The sequence below is a fragment of the Bacillus salitolerans genome, from assembly GCF_042680805.1.
Taxonomy (GTDB): domain Bacteria; phylum Bacillota; class Bacilli; order Bacillales; family SA4; genus Bacillus_CJ; species Bacillus_CJ salitolerans.
Genome location: NZ_JBHUEM010000011.1, coordinates 52,820 through 77,527 on the forward strand (window position 1 = coordinate 52,820; position 24,708 = coordinate 77,527).

A 24,708-nucleotide genomic window follows, 5' to 3' on the forward strand; every position below is an offset into this window, starting at 1 on the left:
TTCCCTTCTTTTCCATTAAGCCTTCTTATCGACTAATAATCCTAAATAATCCATCATTTTCGCAAACATATCTAAAAATTCTTTTTCCGGAATTTCTCTTATTACCTTTTTCGATTCTTGATCAACTACACTAACCGCTACTCGATTGGTTTCGTCGTGTACTTCAAACTTTAATGAAGTATAATTTAGTTCCAACATTTTATTCGTTTGATCAACTTTATCTTTTAAATCTTCTTTTTTATCTTTCTTTTCTGTTGCTGGTTGTTCTTCTTTAGGCAGGGAAGATTCTAGTTGCTTAGCTTTTAACACTTCTACTTCATTTGGACTTGGCTGTTCCTTCTTGATTAGCATTTGCTTCATCATCGGTGTTGTTTTTTGTATTTCCACTACTAAGTCCCTCCTCTCAAAGATAGTCCAGTCAATATTTTTATCGGTGAAAATCTGTAAATATTTACAGTTCTTGATTAAAATTCTTATAAAGTTAAAAAGATAACTATTCTCATATATATTTCTTTATCTGATAATTAATCCATGTTAAGGTTTATTAAGAGAGGAGGTTGTCTAGATGGATATTGCTGCATTGTCTGTTATGATGAGCCAAGCAAATGCAAAACAAAGTACTGATCTTTCTTTATTAAAAGTTGCAATGGAATCAGCTGAACAAACTGGTGACAATCTAACAAAGATGCTAGAGGGTTCTTCTCCAGCTCCTCATCCTACATTAGGGAAATCAATTGATTTAAGAGGATAAAAAAATACCTAGTCATATTAGTCTAGGTATTTTTCTTTATAGTAGGTACACTTCAAAGATAACTTCAAGCTGTTTTTATTAAATATAAAGCTGCCACTTTACATTCTACTTTTTATCTTTTATTAAATGAATGTATTCCTTAGCCTTTTCCTTAATTTCTAGATCCTGGCTATTTAGAAGCACGTCATTCAAATACTCTAATGCAACCGCCGTATCCAAAATAGCAACTTCACGACCATAGTATAGTTTGGTTATATAATTATTAGGCTCTTTTTCTAACATTTTCTCTAAAAGTAGTAAGTTCCTTTTCTTTTTTTCTAATTGGTTCACATAGTTTGGATTATAACCATCACGAATTAATGAAATGTCTAATTTAAATCGCTGAAAATTTCTACCCTTTAAACTCTCACCGATGTTCTCATGAACAAGTCCTGTAAACTCCAATCCCCTATTATTCGGAAAAATTCTTAATACTTAATCAAAAGATTCTGTGGAATTGACTTGTTTAACATCCAAAACAACTAGTTGTTTTGAGTCATGACAAACTTTAACAAATTCTCTAAGCCTCTTTTTGTCTTCTTCTTTTATGTACTCATCGGCATCAATAATGAATATCCAATCACCTTTACATTTAGAAACACTAAAATTCCTCACCTTAGAAAAGTCATTTTGCCATTTAAATCTATAATATCGAACCATTTTTTATATTGATTTTGAAATTTTGTTATGATCTCTTGTTTATTATCCGTGGAACCGGAATCTACAATTATTATTTCGTCCACGACGCCGATTAAGCTATGTAAACATCGTAATATAAATTTATCTTCGTTTTTAACAATCATTGCAGCTGAGATTTTAATTTAAATCACTCCTATACTGTTTTATTCCCCATCTCTTATTTCGAGTAATAATCAAGCACTTTGTTAACACCTTGTATGACACTGTTAATATCTTCATCGGACATTTTTGGAAATATAGGTAATGTAAGAGCTTTTTCATACCATTCTTCAGCAATTGTACATAGTCCACGATTATAACCTAAGTGTTGATAATAAGGATGTAAATATACAGGAATATAATGAACATGAACACCTATATTTTCTGCACGTAAAGCTTCAAAAATTTCTCTTCTCCCTACAGTAAATTTATCTAAATCAATGGTAATCATATACAAATGCCAGCTTGAATTAGTCTCTTCAAGCTGATATGGAATCGTTACTGCTTCGAATTTAGAAAACTCTTCATTATAAATGGATACAATTTCACGTCTTCTTCTAACAAATTCGTCTAATCTACTCATTTGCGAAACACCTAATGCAGCTTGTATATCAGTCATCCGATAGTTATAGCCTAGCTCAACCATCTCATAATACCAAGGTCCTTCATCCTTAGATAAATTTTGAGTTGTAATACCATGAGACCTAAATAGTTTTAACCTTCGGGCATATTCGTCAAAATCCGTTACAATCATTCCTCCTTCAGCAGTCGTAATATGCTTTACTGGATGAAAACTAAACATTGTCATATCTGCTTGTGTTCCAACTCTTTTACCTTTATAGGTAGCACCGATTGAATGTGCTCCATCTTCGATGACCACTAGGTTATGCTTTCTGGCAACTTCCAAAATCGGATCTAGATCTACTGGTTGTCCGGTAAAGTCAACTGGAATAATTGCTTTTGTTTTAGAAGTTATATTCCTTTCAATTTGTGTTGGGTCTATGTTATAGGTTTTTGGATCAATATCAGCAAAAACTGGTACCCCACCGACATAACGTACACAATTTGCACTCGCGGCAAACGTGATAGGAGATGTTATCACCTCATCACCTTCACTAATTCCAGCTGCAAAACAAGCCGCATGCAAAGCAGCTGTACCGTTTGTAAAAGCAACAGCATACTTTGCTCCAACATAATTTGCTACCTTTCGTTCAAATTCTTCAATTTTTGGCCCTTGTGTAATATAAGGACTGTTAAGTGTATGAACAACGGTATTGATATCTTCTTCGTCAATCCATTGTTGCCCATAGCTTATATATGTTTCTCTCGCTGGTTTACCACCATGAATAGCTAACATTCGATATCCTCCTAAAAAAGTCACCTATACAAGGTGACTTTCCTTCATCCAATCTTCCGTTCTTCGTAAACCTTCCTGAAGAGAAACCTTAGGTTCCCATCCTAACAGATTTTTTGCTTTATCATAGTTACAAAGAAGTTTTTGAATCTCACTTTGTGGATGAATATGTTCAACGTGTTTTATCTTTGATTCATCCTTTAAGACTAAGTTAGCGAGTTCATTAATCGTAATGTCCCTACCAAGACCTGCGTTTACAATCTCACCATTAACTTGATCAGAGTAACCGGCTTGTACCACAAATTCCGCACAATCATCTACATATAAAAGGTCACGTGTTTGAGTACCATCTCCGTAAATATGCACTCCTTCACCTTTCAGCTTCTTCTTAATAAATATTGCGACTACGCCACCTTCTCCTCCTGTTTTTTGAAATGGTCCGTATGTATTAAATGGTCTGATAACCACCGTAGGGAGACCGTATGCATGATAATAGGAAAGTACCATATTTTCAGCTGCAATCTTTGATCCAGCGTATGGTGAGGCTGGTTTGATTGGATGTACTTCTGTAATACCTGTTTCATCAAGACAGCGGTCATACACCATACAAGTGCTCATGAAAACAACTTTTACATTGTGTTTCCGACATTGTTCTAATAAATAAAATGTTCCTATCGTATCGTTATTAAACGTTGTTCTTGGGTCATCAATCGAATCCTGGACGTTAATGGAAGCAGCAAGGTGATAACAGAGATCGAACTTTACATTCGAAAATAAATTCTCAAGAAGAGCCTCATTTTTAATGTCACCATGAATAAAATCCTTCAGTTCACTTCTGAATTCTGCTAAATTTTCTTCCCGTCCATTAGAGAGGTCATCTACTATCCAAACAAAATGCCCATCATTTAATAGTTTTTTTGCAACGGTGCGTCCAATAAATCCTGCACCGCCTGTTAATAATATGTTCATATATGTATGCACCTTTCGTGAATTTGATATGATAAAAAAGAGGTGAAACTATGATAAAAAAAACAATAATCCCAAGAAAACAAAATACATATTCTTCTTTTCCTACTTTGACTACATTTGAAGATCAAATTTTCTTATTCTACCGCCAAGGTACCTCCTATAAACGCCAAATGCACGGTCTTAGAGGAAGAGTTAACTCATGGAGTATTAAAAAGGAAATATTGACAAACTTATTTAACACTCAACACCACACTATATATAATAAAGGATATGAAAGAACTGTATTTCAAAGTAATGGCCAAAATGAATTAGATTCAATTGTTTCTAAAATAAATAACAATCTCTACTCTTTAACTACAAGGATTTGGGAACCCCAAAAAATAAATCAATCCTATATATCCATTTCTTCTTCACCTCATTTTACTAACCGATTAGAAGTAAATGTTCCCGAACTGCAATGGTTCGTTTTTTATGGAAAAGCTTTCTCCTCTGAACATGGTTACATTTTCCCTGCATATGGTTCCATCCATAAAGAACCTGGAGAAAGGCCATTTCTGCTTTCAACTAACGATTTTATAAATTGGAGGATTCTTTCAACGATTGAATTAAATAAGAAATACATTCTAAATGAAAGTAGTATTTTATACCATAATGAAAAATATCACATTTTTATGAGAGATAACGTATTTCCTTTTGCCATTTGGCACTCAACATCTAAAAACCTAATTAATTGGTCTGTTCCAGTTAAAAAAATTCCCTATGCCCATGCACCGATGGGAATATCACATCAAGATAAAGTGTATCTTTCTTATCGTGATTTATCAATTGCGAATAAGCACGCTACTTCTATTATTGATCCCTTTAGTAGTAATGTTAAACCCATTAGGGTAGATGAATACATAGGCAACTTATACGATGGTGGATATAGTGATTTACTTGTGATAGACAACTCTATTCTTTCAGTACATTATTCTGGTAATACATTTGCTGAACCTTATATCAAGACTTGTCTAGTCCCTTTAGAACAACTCCCATGAGACGGGGGTTCCTTTTTTAGTGTCTGATTTAACTTTTTTCCCCATTACTTTATCCAAATATTTTGGTAAAAGTCCTAATCCCGGTCTTATTGCACGAACATTCTCAGGGGTTAATACTTCTCCTTCTTGTAGATCTTTTACGATGTATAAAGACCGTCTGTGTAAAATGGACGGTTTTTCCGCAATAGTTGGACCATATTTTACTGCACCTATACTTTGCCATGCTCTTTCAGTTTCGACAACAAGCTGAGCCATTTCCTTAGGCTCCATGGAAAACGCTGAATCGACTCCACCATCTTCTCGTGATAAAGTAAAATGCTTTTCAATAATAGAAGCACCTAATACAACGCTTGCTACCGCTACACCTACACCCATTGTATGATCAGATAAGCCCACCTGGCATTTAAAAAGCTCCTTCATATGCGGGAGTGTTGCGATGTTTGTATTTTCAGGAGAAGCTGGATACGTACTTGTACACTTTAATAAAATTAGGTTTTCACAGCCCGCATCTCGCGCAGCTCTTACAGCCTCGTCGAGCTCAGAAATGGATGCCATTCCTGTAGATATAATAATAGGCTTCCCTGTTGAAGCAACTTTCCTTATGAGTGGAATATCTATATTTTCAAAGGATGCAATTTTATAACATGGAACATCCAATCTTTCTAAAAAATCTACAGCTGACGCATCAAAAGGAGAACTAAAGGCTAATAACCCTAACTCCTTGCAACGATTAAAGATAGGCTCATGCCACTCCCAAGGTGTATATGCTTCTTGGTATAAATTATAAAGTGATTGCCCTTTCCACAAGCTATTTTCATCCGAAATAAAAAATTCACCTTCAGAAACATCAATAGTCATTGTTTCAGCAGTATAAGTTTGCAGCTTTACAGCATCCACTCCAGCTTCAGCAGCTGCTTCTACAATTTGAAGTGCTCGTTCCAATGATTGATTGTGATTTCCAGACATCTCCGCAATGATGAATGGTTTATGTGTTACTCCAATTTTTCGATTTCCAATTAAAAACTCGTTTTGGGTCATGATATTCCCTCCATTATTGCTTGTACCACTGGATGTTTCTCTTGTTTATTTATTCTTATTAGCTCTTTTGCTTTTCTACTATATTTCCTTAAACTATTAGGTTGGCTTATTACATTTAAAACCTGATTTAAGATTACTTTTTCAGTAACATGCAAATAGTAACCTAAATTAATGATAGCCCCATATTCTTCTACATCATTGGTTGAATTGATTTGATTATCCGCTACAATAGTCACAATGGAGGGTAAACCAATGTAGCATCTTTCCCACATCGTTACACCACCTGCACCTAATGAGAGGTCAGCATTATTCATCAATGTAGCTAAATAGTCTATTTGGCAATGATAATTAAATCCTTTATCAAGACATCTTTGTTTAATTATTTCATTGTTAAGATTGGCGCTTCCTGTCACAACATCAACAACTATTTTTTCCAAATCGATAAGAGTGATAGCATTAATTGCTTTCAATGTCTCATTTGTAGGATCACTACCACCATAAAATATAAGTAATCTCTGTAACGAATTTCGCCTATCCCTATGCTCTAACTTGTAAAACTCCTCACGAAGAATTAAATGAGAAGGACCAAGCAATAATCTGCAATCTTTAGGGACAAGCAACTGATATCTAGTAAAATAATGCTTATAATAATTTTGATCTAATAGATAATCACAATCATGTTGGCGATTTGCCAAATCGTCAATGATAAATATCTTTTGAACACTTCTTCTTATTTGGCTTTCCCAGGTTCTATCTATCCCATAATGGTCGACAATTATCATATTTACATTTAATTTCTCTAGATAATTAAGAGTTTCTAGTGCATCACTATTCTGGTTAAACTCCCCCTGATAATTGAGAACTAGTACTTCAAATCCTTTCATACGTATTTCAGAAATTAAATTTCCTGGCTCATCTTTACACAGAAATAAAGAGAAAATACCTTCTTTTTTTAGATAATTTGCAAGAGTTAAGCATCTCATTACATGCCCAGTCCCTAAGGAAACAGAGGAGTCTACCCTAATTACAATCTTCATTTTTATCTCCTATTTTACAGCCTTTTGCTCTATGTTGGCGTTTAACCGGGATATATCTGGATTATTAGTTAGAAATTGAACTACATCTTTTGCGGACACAAACTTATTTCCATTAAAGTGATCCGCTACTGCCTTACATACCTCGTAATCTTCATATGTATCCAAAGTAATTCTTAACTTAGGATTCTCTAATGAACGTTTTGGCGAATACTCAACTATTTTGAACTCTTCCTTATGCTCATAACCGTAATATGTTACATGCTCACGGTGATAGGGTTCTTTTCCCTTTTCATTTATTGTTGTTAAAACATCCATAGACACTAATTCAACAGCGAGACCCCTTGGAAGCTTGTCAGAGTTTACCATGACAAGATCTTTTTTTTCTTTTTCCATTAGGGCTATCATCTCATTTGCCATTTCATAGTCAACAAATGGACAGTCAGATGTAACTCTCATGACGTAATCAACTTCATATTTTTTAGCGCAATCGACGTACCGAGTCAATACATCATGCTCAGAGCCCCTAAAGAATGAAACTCTTTGATCTTTACACCAAGAAACAATTAAATCATCCTTTGATGAAGTTGAAGTTGCGACAATGACATCTACCACATCTTTCATCAACTTACACCTAGAAACAACATAATCTAATACAATCGACTTCCCAAGTGGTAACAATACCTTACCTGGAAGTCTTGAAGAACCCATACGCGCTTGAATAATAACAAGTGTTTTCATAAGAAATACTCCTTTATTGGTCTTCAAACCGCCCAACTACATTTAAATATTTATTTTCTTCTCTATTCCAATCATTTGCCATCATTTCATACAAATAAACATTGTGATACTTATTATGTTTAAGAATATGATTTGAAAAATACCCTACTTCTCTACAACCATTCATCAGATGCATTTTTCGAACACTTTTATTTTCTTCTAGCACTTCTCCATACAACTTATTTAGTTTTAGATGACTGAAAGCATAGTTATATATGTATGGGCCAATTCTCCCTGCAATCATGGCATATTTATTTTCACCAATATAAAACGCCCAGCTACTCCTTGCATTTTTTAAATCGAAGTCATTTAAAGAAACTAAACCAATGTATTCCCCATTATATGAAATGATCCAGTACTTTTGAGACGGATCATCATTAACCTTTGAATACCATTTATTTTGATTCTCCATATTAAATTCAATGTCCGTATACATGTACTTGGTAACATGCTTACTAGTCCGCCACCGTAAAACAAGCTCTAAATGTTCTTCTGATAATCGAATAAAATCCATATGTGTAGCCACCTTTATAATACCGAAACTTCTCTCGTTAAATATAGAGGTAAATTATAGCCATCCCAGATCTCTTGAAATTCTAATGCTTTTCCAACTGGAATAATACGGTCTATCCCTCTACCATTTGTCATTTTAATTAACTGTATAAGCTCATCTTTATCAAATCCGTAATAAGACAATGTCTGATCTTTTTTTGTAAATATACTCTTTGCCTCAGTTAATGTAAATAAAGAAAGTTCTAGAAATAATCCTGCACCGCAATGAGCCTCTCTATCTAATTCATCCGCATTTTTCAATTCAACACGATGTAAAACATGTGAGTCAAAAGCATATACTGCGCTAGTTTCAGATTTGGAACTAAAATAAAATGAAGTAGCAAGCTTATTCATACTTACAGACTCAGATAGAGTATATCTTTTTTGCTTAATTATTTCCTTTAGCCCATTCCAGAATCTATCTTTTGCTTTTCCAACAGTTTGCTCGTCACCTATCCATAAAACAAGTTTAGGGGATGAGCAAGCCATCTGATCAAACCAGTATGCATCATTATAAAAGTTTTGGATCAGTAGCTTAAACTCATCTTGAGTACATTTCAGTACAGTTTCGCTATTAAGCATGACACATGAAAAACGGTCTGCAAATACAATTTCTGTGGACATTGGTGGGATTGGGATACTTCTAATTTTTTGAATGGTATTATCCCCCCCCCAAATTATCCGAATATCACATACATCTGAAAGAAGCTTTGTATACTGATCATTATGCTCATAGCTTATTATTAATATAGATTTCTTTATACTTTCATATTTCGATTGGGATAATAATTGCTCAAAATACTGGATTAAAATATTGATCTGTTCTGAATTATTTTGAGAAAGCCGTATTATGTTTTTATTACCAACTAGCATCGAGATTACCCATGAGTAAATAAAAATCGAATCCACATTCGAGGGAGCAAAATGAAGAACTGTTCCACGTGGCAAGACAATCCTATCTCCAATCTGGTCGATATAATCATTCTTCAATTGTTCTAGATGTGATTTTCTAAGCCAGTAAGCAGTTGCCATTAATTCAGGATACTCTCTCATTGATTTATTTTTTAGTATTGCTTTTGAGAATTCATTCAAAAACTCAATAACCACTTCATCAAACAATGGTAAAGGTAATTGATTTTGAACAATTTGGAGTTGGTCCAGCCAATTTAAACTTTTTGGTAGTACAAGTCTCAAAACTCAACTCCTCCTAATCGATCAAATGCATGTGTATCACTACACCCTCTTAACTCTGCTTTTGGGATTCTCCCAAATACATGGAAGTATTTCCCAAACCTACCACAAGAACAATTATCTTCCCCTCTTATCATACCGAGGTCCTCAGTAAGTAAACTATGTCCTGGGTAGCTTTGTGGTAGAGTACTTAAAACTTGAATTACCCCCGTCCTACCGACTGGTAAAACTTCTAGTGTTAAAGGATCCCGAATGATAATATCGGCAAAATCTGGTGTGTGAAAATATCCATGTTCACATTCCATAAAAATGGAACCCACTTGTTCAACCATTCCATAATAATTATGTATTTTAGAAAGATTAAACATACCTTCTAAGGACAACTTAAACTCCATATTGTCCACTGCTTCATCTGAAAGCTTTTTCCATCCTCCACCGTGAATCAGTAAACTGTCCTTTAAGTCCAAGTGAATATTGTTCTCTTTACAATATTTAAAGAAGTACTCCCAAATCATATAGGTGAAACCAAATAACAATTTAGGTACTCTTTTATTCTCCTCAATAAATTTTACTACTTCATTTATATCTAAGTTCATTTTCTCATCAAGAGCATAGATAGGATTCCTACCAAAGTTAGAAAATCCGAGGATACCCGCTCCCCGAGCACTAAATGAGGTCCTATTCTTAAGCACCTCTTTCGTATCAATTATGAGCATAGGTAGCCTTTTCTTTCCTATAAAGGACGTAACAATTGATACTAGAGCTTTCGTTTGTAGGATTGATGTTTCTTTATCTAAGTAAATCTTTGAAACTTTCTGAGAGGTTGTCCCGCTAGATGTAAGAGTTTTTATAACTTTTGAATCAGGAACTGATTTTAACTCTAGCATTTTGAATAGTTGTACGGGAAGGTAAGGTAAATCCTTAATTGAAATAGGTTCATTTGTAAATGATAGATTATTTAACATATTTACATATGGGACGCACTCTAACCTATGATGGATAGTCAAAGCTGTTAGTCGATTCAATAAGTACTCTTGTTTTTCCTTTTTAGACAGTGCATACGGATTTCCAAAGTTAATGTCCATTTTCACAAATCCTTTAGTAGTTGATAATTTATTTTGTCGTTCGGTAAACGCGGATGTTCATCAATTAAGACAACTTTAAATCCACTTGGATGCAACTTATAATATTCCTGAATTGCTTGCCTTATCTCATTTGCTATTTCCTTATTATTTTCTTCTATAATTACTTTCATGTTCTCATCATTTCCAACGCATGCTACATTTATATTAAATTTTGTTTCAAGGAATTTTTCTAGTTCATCTAAACTAATCCTTAGACCAAATAGTTTAATAAATCTTTTAATCCTACCTTTAATATAAAAATATCCTTCTTCATCCATTTCTCCAATATCACCTGTATACAGTAACCCATTTAGTTGATCGCCTATTGTAAGATCTTCTTTTGTCTCTGCATATCCCATCATAACATTTGGACCGGAATATACGATTTCAGAAGTTCCTTCATCTAAGGTCAACTTACCATTAGGAATGGGAATACCTATTGAACCCACCTTTTCTCCTAATTTATGAAAAGGAACATAGCTAATTCGAGCCGTTGCCTCAGTCTGACCATACATTACTGTAAAACAACACTTCCGTCTTATTGCCTCTTCATAAAAGTATTTAATATGATTTTCTGATAACCTTCCGCCTGCTTGTGTGAAGGATTTTAGAGAAGGTAGGTCCATTTTATGAAATTTAAGGCGATGGAGCATTTGATAGATATAGGGAACACCTGCAAAAGATGTAACTTTTTGCTCGTTAAATAAATCCCAAAAATATCTTGAGAGAACACTCTCATCCGTCATCACAATGCTTGCCCCTACTAGTAAATGACTATTGATGACTGATAAACCATATGAGTACTGGAACGGAAGAGAGGTGATAGGAATCTCTTTATTGGATAACTTCAAATATTCAGCAATAGATTCCGCATTCGCCTGAAGGTTCTTGTATGATAGCTTTACAAGCTTTTTACTCCCTGTAGTACCCGATGTACTTAATAGCACAGCTATATCAGGGTGAAGTTTAATCTCATTCTTCATTTGTAAACTTATATAAAGTCGATAATCATATCGCTCCCAAACAACTTTATAATTTTCTATAGATACTTCATCAGTAGACATAATCCAGTCTGGTTTATAGGCATCAACAATTTCACTAAGTAATTGTTGATTTAATTTTGCATCTAATAAGATAGAGGCATCATTGTTTTTTAAACCTGCAAGATAGGCTGCAAGCGTAGTAATATTATTCTTACAAAGGATAATACCTAGCTGTTTTTTAGTATCTTTAGTTAAAGACTGCATTTCCGAAACTAAATCTTCCAATTCTTTATAGGTTATCCTTTCAATAGTTTCATCTAGCAAAAAGGAGCCATTTTTATTCCCTATTTCCCAAAAGTATGACATATTTGTCCTCCCCTTTGGCATTCTCTATATTACTATCGGTTATCTCCGAGATTTTATTACCCAAAATAAATAAAAGCTTCTCTACAATTTTGTAGAAAAGCTTTAAATAACCATACCTCCTGAAACCTTTATGACCTCACCTGTAACATAAGTCGAAAGGTCTGAAGCTAAATAAAGAACTGAATCCGCTACCTCTCCAGGAGTACCAATTCTATTCATACTAATTGAATCTATTCGTTCCGTTCTCTTACCCTCTGATAGATTAGAAATAAGGTCGGTTTCTATAAAGCCCGGAGCTACGGCATTAACTCGAATATTAGATGAAGCAAGTTCTTTAGCAGCAGATTTAGTTGCTCCTATCAAACCAGCCTTACTCGCTGAGTATACAACTTGTCCCTTATCACCTTCCATCCCGAGAATGGAACTAACATTAATTATTGACCCTGATTTCTGTCTTAACATTAATCTTGAAGCAAATTGCATATGAAAAATAGGAGCAACTAAATTAACGTTAATTGTGTCATTCACCTTATCGGGTTGAACCATACCAAGTAATGAATCATAAAGAACTCCTGCATTATTTACCAATATATCAAGATGATTGTATTCTTTTTTTATTGTTTGAAAGGCTCTCTTTACTTCATCATAGTTAGAAACATCGTAAGGTAATATCAGAGTCTTTTCATTCGAAATTTCCGTTAGTTGTTCAGCTACCTCTTCCAATCTATTTTGATCTCGGCCATTAATAATTACTTTCGCTCCATTTTGAGCTAATGTTATTGCAACAGCTTTTCCAATTCCTTTTGTAGCACCTGTTACAAATCCGATCTTACCCTTAAGAAGCATTAAAACTCTACTCCATATTTTGCAAGAATTCGTTTGGCTTCTGCAAAAGAACTCATATCGATTACGTCTTCAGTATCAAGCATGATATCGAATTGTTCGTCAATTTCGGCAACTAGAGCCATGTGAGCGATTGAATCCCACTCAGGAATGGAATTATATTGGAGGTCGTCATTTACAAAATCTTCACTAATTCCAAGGGATTCTGCAAAAATAAATCTAAGCTTTTTTTCGGTCATCTTTATTATCCTCTTCTCTATTAGTATTATCTATCATAGCAAGAAAAAAGAAGTTTGCTAAAGTTTCTACAAACTTCTCTCAACTGATATGACTTGGGTTAATATTTCATTCCAATCAAGACTAAAACGAATAATATCTTCTTCAATTAATTGAGATCCCATTTGTACTTCGATTATCTCAATATCTGTAATAGCCTTAAGACCATGCTTTACTCCAACAGGTATTTGCAGGACATCACCTGGCTTAACTGTTTGTAGTACATCATCTAGGATAAATTCTCCGATACCTGAGATTATGGTCCAAACCTCACTACGATGGTGATGGAGTTGATAACTTAAATTTTTCCCTTCTAACAAACATAACCTTTTGGTTAAAACTTCGTTTCCATCTTCTTGTTTAATGTAATCCAAAACTCTGTACCATCCCCAACGTCTCTCTTCATACATTGGCCTTTGGTCAAAGTCTCCAATCATTTCTTTTAACCTTGGACTAGCTGATTTCTCAGAAACAAGAATACCGTCTGGACTCGCTGCCACAACAGTGTTGGATAAACCAAGTAGCATAATTGGTATGTCTAACTCATTTATAAGATGAGAGTTAATACTATCATTACTAATTTTACCTTTTCCAACAATATTTTCTGCTATTTCCTCTGTAATTGTATTCCAAGTACCTAGATCTTTCCATTCACCTTCATATGCAATAGCTTTGATATTATGAGATTTTTCAACGACAGCGTAATCAAAACTAATCTTAGGTAACTTCTCATACTCATCAATCATGTTATTAAAAGTTGTCGGGAATCCTTGTTCTTCTAGCAATTTGATAATATGACCTAATTTGAATGCAAAAACGCCACAATTCCATAATGCACCATTTTTTATTAATTGTTCAGCATTTTCCTCAGTGGGTTTTTCCACAAAATGACTTACATTTATTACTTTATCTTGAACTGAATTTGGGATAATATAACCATATTTTTGAGCTGGGTATGTAGGCTTAACACCCATTAAAGCAAGTTCTGGTTGAGATCTAGTTATCAATTTTTCAAGAGATTTTAGACTGAGAAAGTAGTCATCATTTACATAAGGGTCTACGGGTAAAATAGTGATTACTTCTTCTAAGTCTATATTCATACTATCATATAAGTATACACAAGAAAGAGCTATTGCGGGAAATGTATCTTTTCGGTCGGGTTCTATTATTAGTGGTACACTTGTGCCTATTTGACTGCGTATCATATCTGCTTGAGATTGACTAGTAACAATCGAAGTAACTTCCTGTAATCCTGCATTTTCTAATTGTCCCCATACCCTTTGTACCATAGATTCCAAATGATCCTCTTTATTCTTTAATACCTTTAAAAATTGCTTTGCCCTAACGTCACTTGATAATGGCCATAGCCTTTTGCCTGAACCTCCAGACAGCAATATTATTCTCATTGTAATTACCTACCAATCATTATTATGCTCTAAATACCATTTATAAGTTTCTCTTATTCCATCTATGATAGAGGTCTTGGACTTCCATCCAAGATTATTTATTTTTGAAACATCCAACAACTTTCTAAAGGTGCCGTCTGGCTTGCTTAAGTCAAATTTAATATTTCCCTTAAACTCTGTAATCTCCTTAATTACTTCGGCTAACTCCCTTATTGTTATATCTTTTCCAGTTCCAATGTTAATGAACTCCCCTAATTGTGGATAATCGATATTACACATAATAAACAAGCATGCTTCAGCTAAATCGTCCACGTACAGGAACTCTCTCTTCGGTCTTCCAGTACCCCAGATTTCTACACTTTTACTCCCCTTGATTCTTGCTTCATGGAACTTTCGGATCAAGGCTGGTAAAACATGTGATGTAGTTAAATTAAAATTATCGTTAATTCCGTATAGGTTTGTCGGCATAACTGATATGAAATTTGTTCCATACTGCTTATTATAAGCATTACACATTTTTATCCCGGCAATCTTGGCAATAGCATACGGTTCATTTGTTTGTTCCAATAACCCCGTCAGTAAATAGTCCTCCTTCATTGGCTGAGGGGCTAATTTGGGGTAAATACATGAACTACCCAGAAATAGTAACTTTTTTACACCATTAAGATAGCTATGATGTATAACATTACTTTGTATAACGGTATTATCATATATAAACTCTGCAGGATAGGTTTCATTTGCTAAAATACCACCTACCTTTGCTGCTGCCAAAAAAACAAATTCCGGTTTCTCCTTTTTAAAAAAACTTGCAACCGCTGATTGATTCCGAAGATCAAGTTCATTACTATTTAGAGTAACAACATTTGAGAACCCTTTGCTTTCAAGGAGTCTTGATATAGCAGAACCAACTAATCCATTATGACCAGCAATATATATCTTCGAACGCTTGTCCATTGATAGGTAACTCCTAATTATTCATAATAGTTTTTAACTTTATATCCTTGATTCTGGATTAGTATATCCTTTTGAGATGATTGTAGATCTTCACGTACCATCATTTTTACTAACTCCTCCAAAGTAACCTTTGGCTCCCAACCGAGAATTTGTTTCGCTTTCGAAGGATCCCCAAGCAATAAATCAACTTCAGTTGGTCTAAAATAACGAGGATCAATTTCTACAAGAATTTTACCAGTCGAAGAGTCAATACCCTTTTCAAGAACACCTTTTCCTTCCCACACTATGTTTATCCCTACTTCTTTAAAAGCTAATGCTACAAATTTTCTAACTGTATGAGTTTCACCTGTAGCAATAACAAAATCACCAGGCTTATCCTGTTGTAGCATTAACCACATTGCTTGGACATAATCCCCAGCAAACCCCCAATCTCTTTGGGAATCTAGGTTACCGAGATATATTTTTTCTTGAAGTTGTAAGGAGATTCTCGCAACAGCACGTGTAATTTTTCGGGTCACAAAAGTTTCTCCACGTACAGGAGATTCATGATTAAAAAGAATACCATTACATGCAAAAATTTTATATGCTTCTCTATAATTAACTGTAATCCAATATGCATACAATTTAGCTGCAGCATATGGACTTCGCGGATAAAATGGTGTAGTTTCCTTTTGTGGTGTTTCCAGAACCTTCCCATATAGTTCACTAGTTGAGGCTTGGTAAAATTTAACTCTTTCCTCCATTTTTAGTATTCTGATTGCTTCTAAGAGCCTCAATGTACCAAGAGCATCAGAATTCGCAGTATACTCAGGTGTTTCAAAGGATACTTGAACATGGCTTTGAGCTGCAAGGTTATAAATTTCGTCAGGTTGTACCTCTTGAATAATTCTAATTAAATTTGTTGAATCTGTTAAATCACCGTAGTGAAGTCTTAGATTTACGTTCTCCTCATGAAGATCTTGATATAAGTGGTCTATTCTATCTGTATTAAATAATGAAGATCTTCTTTTTATACCATGTACTTCGTATCCCTTATTAATCAAAAAGTCTGCTAAATATGCCCCATCCTGTCCAGTAATACCAGTGATTAGTGCTCTCTTCTTCATAACTTTGCACCTACTTAAAATATTTTAATAAATTTGGTCTTAACTCTCTTTTTGTTACTTTAAAATTTTCTATTCTTTTTTCCACTTTCTTTACCAATTGCTCTAAATTAAAATGAGCGTCTACATATCCCGGAAATAATTCCAATGCTTTTCTTAAATACTTAATTCCCATATTCACTCGATTATTAAGAACATGAATAACACCGATGTTGTTAATTGAAGAACCATGTAATGGATCTTGTGCTAAAATTTGTTCGAAGCACTGCTCTGCCTCTCGTAACTTTAATACATGGATATAATAAATGCCCTTTAAAAATAAAACTGTAATATTTTTGCTCTCATTAATACTTGATAGGATTAAGAATCCTTTTTCCCACTCTTCTAGTCGGAACAGTATTGATACATAGTCACAACTATTTGCAAACACAGAAAGTTCTCTCTTATATATAGCTTCTTTTATTTCGAACAGCTGATATTTTTTCAAAATGTTAATCTCAGCCTGGGAGCTCAAACTAATATTACTTGTGGTGTTGCTAGGATGTCTTCTAATATTTACAAGAGGATCGTCTACATAAATAAAGCCACCTATTTCGGCTAACTTTAACCATAAATCCCAATCTTCGTTTATGCTTATTGTTGTATCAAATCCATTAAATTTCATTATTGCTTCTTTTTTTACAAGCACACCTGAAGGTGAAATGACATAATTCCTTACAAACTCATATCCAAGGATTTCATGCGATAAAACTTGAATTCCTGTAACTACACTTTGTAATGAATCACCATTTGAATCTACTTGATTATACGCAGGGTACACTAATACATAATTTGGATCTTTACCTAATTCATCATCCAACACCCCTGTATATCTTTCTATTATAGTATCTTCAACAAAATCATCTGCATCTAAAAATAGTATCCACTCATTACTTGCCTCACTAATACCTTTATTTCTAGCAGAAGAGACGCCCAAATTGGTTGATTGACGAACCAACTTCAAACTACTATTTTGACTATGTAATTTTTCAATTATTTCAAGAGTTCCATCATTACTTCCATCGTCAACAATTATGATTTCTTTAATTGGAAATGTTTGTTTTAAAAGACTTTGAATAGCTTTTTCTATATAGTCTTGACAATTGTAGACTGGGACAATTGCAGTGATATTCAATATACTCACTCCCGTCATTTCATAAGAAGCTTTATATCAATAAGTCTTTCCATGATAATACCAATATACCTGGGAATGAATACTTTAGCTCATTAATTAGTTCTACATCTCCTGTGTTTTCTATCGAAACTATAATACAGTCTACTCTATCAGCATTTTTATGTAACCATTCCATTCCTTTCACTTCTATATTTGATATTATATGCCCTTGCATATTTGGATTATTATCTATGAATGAAACTACCTCAAAATCTTCAAATAACAAGTCTTCTAAAAGTAATATTCCCATCAATTTAGTACCAAGTATTACAACATTTTTTATACCCTTTTCTTTAACCTTATGAGTAATCCCTTGTTTCGAAATCAATAAAGATTCTAACCATTTTCTAAATTGGAAATGATCATCTTTATTAAAACTATCATACATGTTAGCTGAACCAAAATGTTTATGGATAATACTTTTCTGTTCTCCTCTTAGCTTTGTAAGCTGAGAGGAGTCTGTACTTATACCCCCAAGTCTAAAAAAGGCTATATTTCTGTCTAAATACTTTATATGATCTTTTGACTCATACTTAAAACATTTAATTACAAAGTCAAAGTCTCCGGCAATTCTATATGTTAGGTCAAACATTCCGTATTTTTCAAAAAGTGTCTTTTTTGCAAACAATCCTTGATGTGGTGTCATAATTCCTTTTTGCAAGTCTTCAATAGTAATTGTTTTCCCTTCAACAAACGAAAAATTTCTAGTTAAATCGAATTGAACAACATTTCCATATAGCATCTCTATATTTTGATTTTTTGTAAATTCCTTTGCAACATCAGCTAGTACCAAATCATCATAAAACGTATCATCTGAATTTAAAAAATAAACAATATCCCCTGTTGATTCTTCTATGCCTTTATTGAAAGCATCATAAATTCCTTTATCTTTTTCTGAAATTATAACATCTATATTACTTTCATATTCTGAAACAATTTTTATTGTAGAGTCTGTAGACTTTCCATCAATAATGATATGCTCAAAATTCTTATATTTTTGACTTTTAACTGACTCTAAAGTATCTCTAATAGTTTTTTCACTATTAAACGTAGCTGTAATTATTGAAATTTTCGGGTCTAACAATATACATCACCCTCTATTAAAAATCAAAATGCATTTTATAAATATTTTCAATAGGTATTCTTTTTCTAACAAAATCAAATATTTCTTCCTCATAAGCCTTGGAGGTAATAATTAAAGAATCAATTACATGTTTTTTCATATGTTCAGAATAAAATATAGGTATACCTCCAATAGCCTTTCCCTCTAATGAGCTATTATTATCAAAAATTCCTCGAATATTAAAATCGCTTAAATCTACATTTTTAATTATTTGTTCTGTATGTTCTCCGGCACTATAAAGATAAACATCTTGTTTTTCTTTTAAATGAGCGAATCTTTTATTAAAGTACCATGATAAATCAATAGTAACAGGTGTATCGTAGAAGAATGCCATCTTTTTATCCTTTAAAAATTCTACATTTAAAATTTGTGTGTCCAAAAAACTGGAAGTCTTAAATAATATACATGGTTTAATTATTTCGTGGAAAAATTGTCCACATGCTCTTTTATACATGGGAAAGTATTCACAAAATACTGTAGAACCATTTAAACAAGTTCTATCCATTCCACTAACAAGAAAATCATACGATCCAATATTCATTAGAAGAGTTTCTATTCCATTTTTTTTAAAAAAATAACCTTCTTCTATTAGGATAAAATAATCTTCCTTAATATGCTTTACATCTATTTCATCTATATTAGAGACATGTTGTGTCTTTATATGCCCATTTGTGTGACTTTGTAAACTCTTATATGTAATACTCTCTACGATACTTTCTCTTGAATCTACGAATATAATTAATACACTCTTTAATACAGATACTTTATTATCCATTCCTCTATATTGTTCAATTGTTGTTTCACATATATCCATAAATTTTTTTGCAAATTGATTGACAAGTGACAAGTTTTCTTGCCTTGCTTCAAATTCTAATCTTGGATTAAAACCTAAATTATCCTTATAAAGTAATTCTTCAATTTTATCTGATAGATCGTTGGCGTCACTTTTTTTAAAATAGTAGCCATTTTTAGGTGCTTGCTCAATATTAACATCTAAATCGGATAGAATCATATGCTTACCTAATACTCTTGCGTCTTCCACGACTGTACTCCATCCTTCAAATAAAGAAGGCTGAATGAGAAACTGGCTTGCTCTTATCAGTTGGATTTGATCCTCTCTAGGTATATTCCCTAGAATAAATACTATCTCGTCAATGCCTAAATCTTTTATCATTTTTTGTAGACCCTTAAAATAATTCGTAATCCTATAATCATTTATATTACCTGTACAAACAATTGGTATAGAGTAACCTTTATTTTTCAAGATGGAAATGGCTTGAAATAATACTTTATGATTCTTGTGTGCCCAAAACTGATTGCAACAAATCAAAAATTTATTAGGTAAATTATATTTTCTAATCGTGTCAGTAGGAGATTTTGAATACCAACTATCTTCTGGAAGAGAATAAAAAGTTAGAATTCTTGTAACTGACTTTGAATTGGGATAAAAGTTTTTAAAGTCTTTTTCTGCATCCTTACTACTAAAAATAATCACCTTGGAAAATTCAGAGTTTTTCAGGTCTTGTTTATCTCTATTAATAAGTTCTTGTTTTGGAAAAAACTCAGGTAAATACTTATGTTGGAAATCAGGTATCCAAGAGGCATAACATTTATTAGGAAGCGGTTTAAAGGAAGGATAGTAGAAATCAATAAAGTTGAACAAGTCATCTTGATTACTGACAAATATTTCAGGTATATTAGTTGATTTCGCATAACCTCTTTCTTCAAAACCAACATTGATAATTCCATTAATTATAGGAAATATCCTATCAAAGTATGATAAATTTGACTTATTTTCATAAAATACAATTAAATAAATTTCGGGAATTTCATTAATAGGTAAACTTTTTAGAGCTTTTACTAATAACTCTATATATGAGACCCCTCCCATCCAATCTTTTCCACCTATAATTGGAATTCCAATTTTCCTTTTAATCATAAATAACCCTCCTTCATAAACCAATTAAAGTAGCTAAGTAAGCTTTCTTCTAGCTCTCTAGAAGGTAAGAATCCTGCAGCCATCAATTTGCTTATATCAGCTTCCCAGTATATTGGATCCCCGCTTCTAACGACATTATTGTATACCACATCTTTACTAGAGTTGCTGATATCTTGAATCAATTTCACAATATAATTAATTTTTGTTTGATTTCCGGAGGCTAAATTGTAAATTCCTATAATATCGGAATCAAGCGAAAATTTAACTGCCCTTGCAATGTCACTAACATGTATAAAATCTCTACTTTCATTACCTGTTCCAAAAACTTCTACTATATTATTTTCAGGTGAAACAAATTTCGTGCATAACTCGTAAATTACTTGTCTTTTCAAACCTTCTCCGAAAGCTGAGAAAATTCTAAAAATTGTATAATTGAGTGAAAATTGATGTGAATATTCCTCAACTAGTTCTTCACACATCTTTTTGTGATAACCATAAGGTGAAATGGGTTGTAAATTTGCTGACTCCCTAATTGGCAGTTCTGTAGGATTACCATACACAGCAGCACTCGACAGAAGAATAAATTTAGTATTTCTCGTTCGCTGACGAATCGCTTCTAATATAAATGCACATACTCCAACATTATTTTGGAAATCTTCATAAGGATTAACAATTGATTGTGATACGGATGAACTACCTGCACAATGTATAATGACATCAGGTTGTAATTCTTCTAGAATACTAAGAAAATTTTTATCTGGTAGAGTAAGATTAATATGCCTTCTATTAGTTTGTTTATGGGTTCGACCAATACCAAAAACAATCAAACCTGATTTTTCTAAGTAAGAATAAATATTAGACCCAATGAATCCACCCGAACCAATTATTAATATTTTTTTTGAATTACTCATGGTCTATTTTCCTTACTATTCTTGCTGGGTTTCCAGCAACGATTGTCCAAGGTTCAACATCCTTAGTTACAACTGACCTTGCCCCAACAATAGCACCCTCACCGATAGTAACACCCTTTAGTATCACTGATTCAAAGCCAATCCACACTTTATCCTGAATAATTATTGGTTTGCTATTCACAGATGACCAATCCTTGTTTAAAATCATATTGCCTGTTTCCTTGTAATCTTTAATCTGTTGTTGTATATCTTTTGCACGTTCTTTCCAATCCAATGAATGAGAATCATGATCATAAATATAACACCCCCACGCGATTGTAACATCATTACCTATGGAGATTTTTGACCTAGAAATTAATTTTGTACCTCCATTAATAAAAGTTCTATCCCCTATTGAAATTTGTCCTTCACTTGACTCAAATATAAATTGGCAGTTTAATAAACAATCTTCTCCGATTATTACTCTAACATCTCGATTACAAAGAACATCAAACCGAAAAGTTGTATTTGGAAGCAGTACACTTGAACTGCATATATTAAAGTTATCTGGATATTGACGAATTAAGTCCTTAGACATATATCTACCACGACCTTAAAGTGTATATATAATGGGTTTATTTATTTTACGACACTGTAGTACTTTTCTGATTTCATATGCTCTAGAATATGATGAGATTATTATTACATCCGTTTTTTTATACATAGAACTTCTTAGAAATTGTTCTACCGAAAAGATTGGTATTCCTTCAATAAAAGTCCCTTGTAAACTCGATGAACTATCGAGATAGCATAGAACCTTTTTATTTGAATTTACTAACTTATGATAATAGTCTTGTCCAATTTCCGAAGCTCCATATATAACAAACGTTCGATTTGTTTGTAATAAATATTTATTTCTTATTTTAAACAAAATATCTATCAATCGGATAGGAATCAAAAAAAATACAGAATAGAAATCTAATTTGCTAAATGCACCCAATTTAAGTAACTTATTAATTATCCTTGTATAAGGCTTCATTTGGATACGGGAATTCTCTGGTACTAATCTATTTGTAAATTGGCTAAAGTTATCCTTTTCAATTTTATCTGTTAAAAGAAATTCCTGAAACTTTTCGTCTAATATTGATTTCATCTCATATTTATCAGTAAAAAGCTTTCTCGAATTAATCGAAAATTCTTTGTAATTATCTTTTATAGTGCTTATTGCATAATTAAAATCCTTGAAACTTGAAATCCCTATACCTACACCCTTTCTTTCAACAAAATCATTGAACTCCTTTGTGCCAAATGCAATTATAGGTATTCCTAATCTCAAGTAACTTACTAATTGCCCAGATGCATTTATTAATAATGAAAAATTAGAATCCTTTTCTTTATAACCAATAAATGCAATATCATATTCATTTAAAGTTTTTGGAAGTTTATAATTATCAACAAATCCTTCAGATATTATTGGTTTTTTTGCTAGATTGAAGACGGTCTCTTTTACTATGGGGTCAATATAACCTCTTAAATGTAACTCATACCCCTTTTCCCAATATTGAAAAGACTTAATTAAGTCTATACTTGCTCTAATAGGTATAATAGCACCACTTTGAATTATTTTTATTATTTCCTTTGGTTTATTATTGATTCTTTTATGGCTTGCTCTTAAACAGAAATAGCTATCGAGTAATGAAACTGGCAATAAGAATGAGTTATTTACCTTCCTACCCACAGTTTCTTCAAATAACAACTTCCTGTGCTCATCTTGAATTATTAATCCTTTAATTTCATGAATAGTTTTAGTTATCCTTTTTGCTAAAATATCTACTAATCCGTTTTTAATTCTATATGGACTATCCACTGTAAATATGTCGTGACTCCAAAATACTACATTGCCCGGAAAAATAAGGTTTGCGTGAAAAAAAGCATGGTCATCAATAGCAATAACAATATAGTCCGTTCTTTCTTTTTTTACTTTTCTAAGTTTTTCCAATAGATCTTTTTGATTACACTTGTAAGATCTATATAAATTGATAATTTTTCTACTTTTCAAATATAATTCTAAATTATCACGATTTGAGTTAGTATCTAAAATGGCATTATCAATATTAAAAAGCATTTCATGTCGACTATCATTGCCAATATAAGTGACTTCCTCGTACATTTTTCGTAATGCAGCTAAGAAATCATATAGATGAGGATACATCCACTCATTTTCTGCTTGAAAACCAATAAGAATAACGGTACGTTTGATTTTTTCTAATCCTATGGAATATCCCTTTAAAAGCAATTTTTTTCACTATCCTTTTATAGCTACAAAACAAGAATTCCAAGTATCACTTGAAAGTTCGTTATTTGTAATAAATTCACACGAATGGAGTAACTTAAAACCAGAAATTTTTAAATAGAACTCTAACTCATTAAAAAACATATATCGCATTGTGTGCACTTCATTAAATGAGCTATATAAGTGCTCTGAATCTTCTATTATAAACTCATAATTAACTTCTACTACATTCTCTCTAGTTAACAGTTTGGGTTCAGCTACTCTTAAAATTTTCTTATTATTTATTGAAACTCTTTTGACCCGGGTCTCTGGTTGTATGCTTAATACCGCTGGCCCATACCAGCAATCAAATATAAAGACTCCTCCATCGACTAGTGAATTATTGATGGTATATAAAGCATTTAATAAATCTTCATTAGTATTTAGATAACTTATTACATGGAATAAAGAAAGGGCAACTTCATACTTTTGATCACAATTGAAATTTCTGATATCACCATGATTAAACATTACTTTGTTTTTCATGGAGGTATTTCCGATTTTTTCATTAGCGATCGCTACCATTTCTTTACTTTGATCAATTCCTAAAATTGAATACCCTTTATGTGCTAATAACTCAGCATGTTTTCCAGTACCACAACCAAATTCAACTATTTTACTAGCCCCAGGGCAATACCTTTTAATCAACATATGCACAAAATCAACTTCACTTTGATAATTTTTATCTTCATAAAATGCATTATATAACTCTGCATATTGATTAAAAACCAAA

General features: G+C 32.8%; 27 protein-coding genes. 2 read left to right on the forward strand and 25 right to left on the reverse strand.

From position 1 onward, the window contains the following. Nucleotides 1-15: 15 nt before the first annotated feature. On the reverse strand, nucleotides 16-387 hold the full coding sequence (locus ACFSCX_RS09270) for a flagellar protein FlaG (RefSeq protein WP_377927924.1): 372 nt from the start codon (nucleotides 385-387) through the stop codon (nucleotides 16-18). Nucleotides 388-565: 178 nt separating this feature from the next. Between ACFSCX_RS09270 and ACFSCX_RS09275 the strand changes: the two genes are divergently transcribed. Further along, a complete protein-coding gene (locus ACFSCX_RS09275) occupies nucleotides 566-751 on the forward strand; it encodes a YjfB family protein (RefSeq protein WP_377927925.1) in 186 nt (61 codons plus the stop codon). A 105-nt stretch (nucleotides 752-856) separates the two neighbouring features. Here the strand turns inward: ACFSCX_RS09275 and ACFSCX_RS09280 are convergent, their stop codons facing one another. Genes ACFSCX_RS09280 through ACFSCX_RS09300 form a run of 5 tightly spaced genes read right to left on the reverse strand, consistent with a single transcriptional unit; the run spans nucleotide 857 to nucleotide 3,791 of the window. Then, nucleotides 857-1,195, reverse strand: a complete 339-nt coding sequence (locus ACFSCX_RS09280; RefSeq protein ID WP_377927926.1) for a hypothetical protein — start codon at nucleotides 1,193-1,195, stop codon at nucleotides 857-859. Between the two features lie 30 nt (nucleotides 1,196-1,225). After that, nucleotides 1,226-1,450 (reverse strand): glycosyltransferase, encoded by a 225-nt coding sequence (locus ACFSCX_RS09285; protein ID WP_377927927.1) that lies wholly within the window; start codon nucleotides 1,448-1,450, stop codon nucleotides 1,226-1,228. Further along, nucleotides 1,402-1,593 carry a glycosyltransferase gene (locus ACFSCX_RS09290; protein ID WP_377927929.1) on the reverse strand — a complete coding sequence of 64 codons (192 nt, stop codon included), beginning with the start codon at nucleotides 1,591-1,593 and terminating at the stop codon, nucleotides 1,402-1,404. The genes ACFSCX_RS09285 and ACFSCX_RS09290 overlap by 49 nt, the downstream gene beginning before the upstream one ends. A gap of 53 nt (nucleotides 1,594-1,646) precedes the next feature. Next, nucleotides 1,647-2,825, reverse strand: a complete 1,179-nt coding sequence (gene pseC, locus ACFSCX_RS09295) for a UDP-4-amino-4,6-dideoxy-N-acetyl-beta-L-altrosamine transaminase (RefSeq protein ID WP_377927930.1) — start codon at nucleotides 2,823-2,825, stop codon at nucleotides 1,647-1,649. 24 nt (nucleotides 2,826-2,849) lie between these two features. Further along, nucleotides 2,850-3,791, reverse strand: coding sequence for a GDP-mannose 4,6-dehydratase (locus ACFSCX_RS09300; protein WP_377927931.1), 942 nt, complete (start codon nucleotides 3,789-3,791; stop codon nucleotides 2,850-2,852). A gap of 50 nt (nucleotides 3,792-3,841) precedes the next feature. Here ACFSCX_RS09300 and ACFSCX_RS09305 point away from each other — a divergent pair, with 50 nt between their 5' ends. Further along, a complete protein-coding gene (locus ACFSCX_RS09305) occupies nucleotides 3,842-4,828 on the forward strand; it encodes a glycoside hydrolase family protein (protein ID WP_377927932.1) in 987 nt (328 codons plus the stop codon). On the opposite strand, the gene pseI is transcribed toward ACFSCX_RS09305, so the two are convergent. The 19 genes from pseI to ACFSCX_RS09400 all read right to left on the reverse strand — a co-directional run bounded on the left by pseI (nucleotide 4,811) and on the right by ACFSCX_RS09400 (nucleotide 24,707). Next, on the reverse strand, nucleotides 4,811-5,866 hold the full coding sequence (gene pseI, locus ACFSCX_RS09310; RefSeq protein ID WP_377927933.1) for a pseudaminic acid synthase: 1,056 nt from the start codon (nucleotides 5,864-5,866) through the stop codon (nucleotides 4,811-4,813). The genes ACFSCX_RS09305 and pseI overlap by 18 nt on opposite strands. Beyond that, nucleotides 5,863-6,903, reverse strand: a complete 1,041-nt coding sequence (pseG, locus tag ACFSCX_RS09315) for a UDP-2,4-diacetamido-2,4,6-trideoxy-beta-L-altropyranose hydrolase (protein WP_377927934.1) — start codon at nucleotides 6,901-6,903, stop codon at nucleotides 5,863-5,865. Before pseG ends, pseI begins: the two co-directional genes overlap by 4 nt. A gap of 9 nt (nucleotides 6,904-6,912) precedes the next feature. Next, a complete protein-coding gene (locus tag ACFSCX_RS09320) occupies nucleotides 6,913-7,641 on the reverse strand; it encodes a cytidylyltransferase domain-containing protein (RefSeq protein ID WP_377927935.1) in 729 nt (242 codons plus the stop codon). Nucleotides 7,642-7,654: 13 nt separating this feature from the next. Further along, nucleotides 7,655-8,194, reverse strand: a complete 540-nt coding sequence (gene pseH, locus ACFSCX_RS09325) for a UDP-4-amino-4,6-dideoxy-N-acetyl-beta-L-altrosamine N-acetyltransferase (protein WP_377927936.1) — start codon at nucleotides 8,192-8,194, stop codon at nucleotides 7,655-7,657. 14 nt (nucleotides 8,195-8,208) lie between these two features. Further along, nucleotides 8,209-9,426 carry an acyl-CoA reductase gene (locus tag ACFSCX_RS09330; protein WP_377927937.1) on the reverse strand — a complete coding sequence of 406 codons (1,218 nt, stop codon included), beginning with the start codon at nucleotides 9,424-9,426 and terminating at the stop codon, nucleotides 8,209-8,211. Next, nucleotides 9,423-10,508, reverse strand: coding sequence for a LuxE/PaaK family acyltransferase (locus ACFSCX_RS09335; protein ID WP_377927938.1), 1,086 nt, complete (start codon nucleotides 10,506-10,508; stop codon nucleotides 9,423-9,425). Before ACFSCX_RS09335 ends, ACFSCX_RS09330 begins: the two co-directional genes overlap by 4 nt. A 2-nt stretch (nucleotides 10,509-10,510) precedes the next feature. Continuing rightward, nucleotides 10,511-11,896, reverse strand: coding sequence for an AMP-binding protein (locus tag ACFSCX_RS09340; protein ID WP_377927939.1), 1,386 nt, complete (start codon nucleotides 11,894-11,896; stop codon nucleotides 10,511-10,513). Between the two features lie 102 nt (nucleotides 11,897-11,998). Beyond that, the gene (locus tag ACFSCX_RS09345; RefSeq protein WP_377927941.1) at nucleotides 11,999-12,742 is read right to left on the reverse strand and encodes an SDR family NAD(P)-dependent oxidoreductase; all 744 of its coding nucleotides are present in this window, start codon (nucleotides 12,740-12,742) and stop codon (nucleotides 11,999-12,001) included. Next, on the reverse strand, nucleotides 12,742-12,978 hold the full coding sequence (locus ACFSCX_RS09350; RefSeq protein WP_377927942.1) for an acyl carrier protein: 237 nt from the start codon (nucleotides 12,976-12,978) through the stop codon (nucleotides 12,742-12,744). Before ACFSCX_RS09350 ends, ACFSCX_RS09345 begins: the two co-directional genes overlap by 1 nt. A gap of 66 nt (nucleotides 12,979-13,044) precedes the next feature. After that, nucleotides 13,045-14,421 carry a sugar phosphate nucleotidyltransferase gene (locus ACFSCX_RS09355; RefSeq protein ID WP_377927944.1) on the reverse strand — a complete coding sequence of 459 codons (1,377 nt, stop codon included), beginning with the start codon at nucleotides 14,419-14,421 and terminating at the stop codon, nucleotides 13,045-13,047. A 9-nt stretch (nucleotides 14,422-14,430) separates the two neighbouring features. Next, complete coding sequence (locus tag ACFSCX_RS09360) at nucleotides 14,431-15,375, reverse strand: GDP-L-fucose synthase family protein (protein WP_377927945.1); 945 nt, start codon at nucleotides 15,373-15,375, stop codon at nucleotides 14,431-14,433. Between the two features lie 17 nt (nucleotides 15,376-15,392). Next, nucleotides 15,393-16,481: a GDP-mannose 4,6-dehydratase gene (gene gmd / locus ACFSCX_RS09365; protein ID WP_377927946.1), complete on the reverse strand. Its 1,089-nt coding sequence runs from the start codon at nucleotides 16,479-16,481 to the stop codon at nucleotides 15,393-15,395. A gap of 10 nt (nucleotides 16,482-16,491) precedes the next feature. Then, a complete protein-coding gene (locus ACFSCX_RS09370) occupies nucleotides 16,492-17,652 on the reverse strand; it encodes a glycosyltransferase (RefSeq protein WP_377927947.1) in 1,161 nt (386 codons plus the stop codon). A gap of 31 nt (nucleotides 17,653-17,683) precedes the next feature. Continuing rightward, nucleotides 17,684-18,775: a glycosyltransferase family 2 protein gene (locus ACFSCX_RS09375; RefSeq protein WP_377927948.1), complete on the reverse strand. Its 1,092-nt coding sequence runs from the start codon at nucleotides 18,773-18,775 to the stop codon at nucleotides 17,684-17,686. Between the two features lie 16 nt (nucleotides 18,776-18,791). Beyond that, nucleotides 18,792-20,753, reverse strand: a complete 1,962-nt coding sequence (locus ACFSCX_RS09380) for a glycosyltransferase (RefSeq protein ID WP_377927949.1) — start codon at nucleotides 20,751-20,753, stop codon at nucleotides 18,792-18,794. Continuing rightward, complete coding sequence (locus tag ACFSCX_RS09385; RefSeq protein ID WP_377927950.1) at nucleotides 20,750-21,664, reverse strand: NAD-dependent epimerase/dehydratase family protein; 915 nt, start codon at nucleotides 21,662-21,664, stop codon at nucleotides 20,750-20,752. Before ACFSCX_RS09385 ends, ACFSCX_RS09380 begins: the two co-directional genes overlap by 4 nt. Next, on the reverse strand, nucleotides 21,657-22,241 hold the full coding sequence (locus ACFSCX_RS09390) for an acyltransferase (RefSeq protein ID WP_377927951.1): 585 nt from the start codon (nucleotides 22,239-22,241) through the stop codon (nucleotides 21,657-21,659). Before ACFSCX_RS09390 ends, ACFSCX_RS09385 begins: the two co-directional genes overlap by 8 nt. Nucleotides 22,242-22,256: 15 nt before the next feature. Next, nucleotides 22,257-23,939 carry a glycosyltransferase gene (locus tag ACFSCX_RS09395; RefSeq protein ID WP_377927952.1) on the reverse strand — a complete coding sequence of 561 codons (1,683 nt, stop codon included), beginning with the start codon at nucleotides 23,937-23,939 and terminating at the stop codon, nucleotides 22,257-22,259. A 9-nt stretch (nucleotides 23,940-23,948) separates the two neighbouring features. Beyond that, complete coding sequence (locus ACFSCX_RS09400; protein WP_377927953.1) at nucleotides 23,949-24,707, reverse strand: class I SAM-dependent DNA methyltransferase; 759 nt, start codon at nucleotides 24,705-24,707, stop codon at nucleotides 23,949-23,951. Nucleotide 24,708: the final 1 nt, after the last annotated feature.

Coding starts and splice junctions, on each gene's coding strand:
- ACFSCX_RS09275 (WP_377927925.1), top strand. CDS start 566: ATGGATATTGCTGCATTGTCTGTTATGATGAGCCAAGCAAATGCAAAA.
- ACFSCX_RS09285 (WP_377927927.1), bottom strand. CDS start 1,450: ATGGTTCGATATTATAGATTTAAATGGCAAAATGACTTTTCTAAGGTG.
- ACFSCX_RS09290 (WP_377927929.1), bottom strand. CDS start 1,593: ATGATTGTTAAAAACGAAGATAAATTTATATTACGATGTTTACATAGC.
- pseC (WP_377927930.1), bottom strand. CDS start 2,825: ATGTTAGCTATTCATGGTGGTAAACCAGCGAGAGAAACATATATAAGC.
- ACFSCX_RS09300 (WP_377927931.1), bottom strand. CDS start 3,791: ATGAACATATTATTAACAGGCGGTGCAGGATTTATTGGACGCACCGTT.
- ACFSCX_RS09305 (WP_377927932.1), top strand. CDS start 3,842: ATGATAAAAAAAACAATAATCCCAAGAAAACAAAATACATATTCTTCT.
- pseI (WP_377927933.1), bottom strand. CDS start 5,866: ATGACCCAAAACGAGTTTTTAATTGGAAATCGAAAAATTGGAGTAACA.
- pseG (WP_377927934.1), bottom strand. CDS start 6,903: ATGAAGATTGTAATTAGGGTAGACTCCTCTGTTTCCTTAGGGACTGGG.
- ACFSCX_RS09320 (WP_377927935.1), bottom strand. CDS start 7,641: ATGAAAACACTTGTTATTATTCAAGCGCGTATGGGTTCTTCAAGACTT.
- pseH (WP_377927936.1), bottom strand. CDS start 8,194: ATGGATTTTATTCGATTATCAGAAGAACATTTAGAGCTTGTTTTACGG.
- ACFSCX_RS09335 (WP_377927938.1), bottom strand. CDS start 10,508: ATGGACATTAACTTTGGAAATCCGTATGCACTGTCTAAAAAGGAAAAA.
- ACFSCX_RS09340 (WP_377927939.1), bottom strand. CDS start 11,896: ATGTCATACTTTTGGGAAATAGGGAATAAAAATGGCTCCTTTTTGCTA.
- ACFSCX_RS09345 (WP_377927941.1), bottom strand. CDS start 12,742: ATGCTTCTTAAGGGTAAGATCGGATTTGTAACAGGTGCTACAAAAGGA.
- ACFSCX_RS09350 (WP_377927942.1), bottom strand. CDS start 12,978: ATGACCGAAAAAAAGCTTAGATTTATTTTTGCAGAATCCCTTGGAATT.
- ACFSCX_RS09355 (WP_377927944.1), bottom strand. CDS start 14,421: ATGAGAATAATATTGCTGTCTGGAGGTTCAGGCAAAAGGCTATGGCCA.
- ACFSCX_RS09360 (WP_377927945.1), bottom strand. CDS start 15,375: ATGGACAAGCGTTCGAAGATATATATTGCTGGTCATAATGGATTAGTT.
- gmd (WP_377927946.1), bottom strand. CDS start 16,481: ATGAAGAAGAGAGCACTAATCACTGGTATTACTGGACAGGATGGGGCA.
- ACFSCX_RS09380 (WP_377927949.1), bottom strand. CDS start 20,753: ATGATTAAAAGGAAAATTGGAATTCCAATTATAGGTGGAAAAGATTGG.
- ACFSCX_RS09385 (WP_377927950.1), bottom strand. CDS start 21,664: ATGAGTAATTCAAAAAAAATATTAATAATTGGTTCGGGTGGATTCATT.
- ACFSCX_RS09390 (WP_377927951.1), bottom strand. CDS start 22,241: ATGTCTAAGGACTTAATTCGTCAATATCCAGATAACTTTAATATATGC.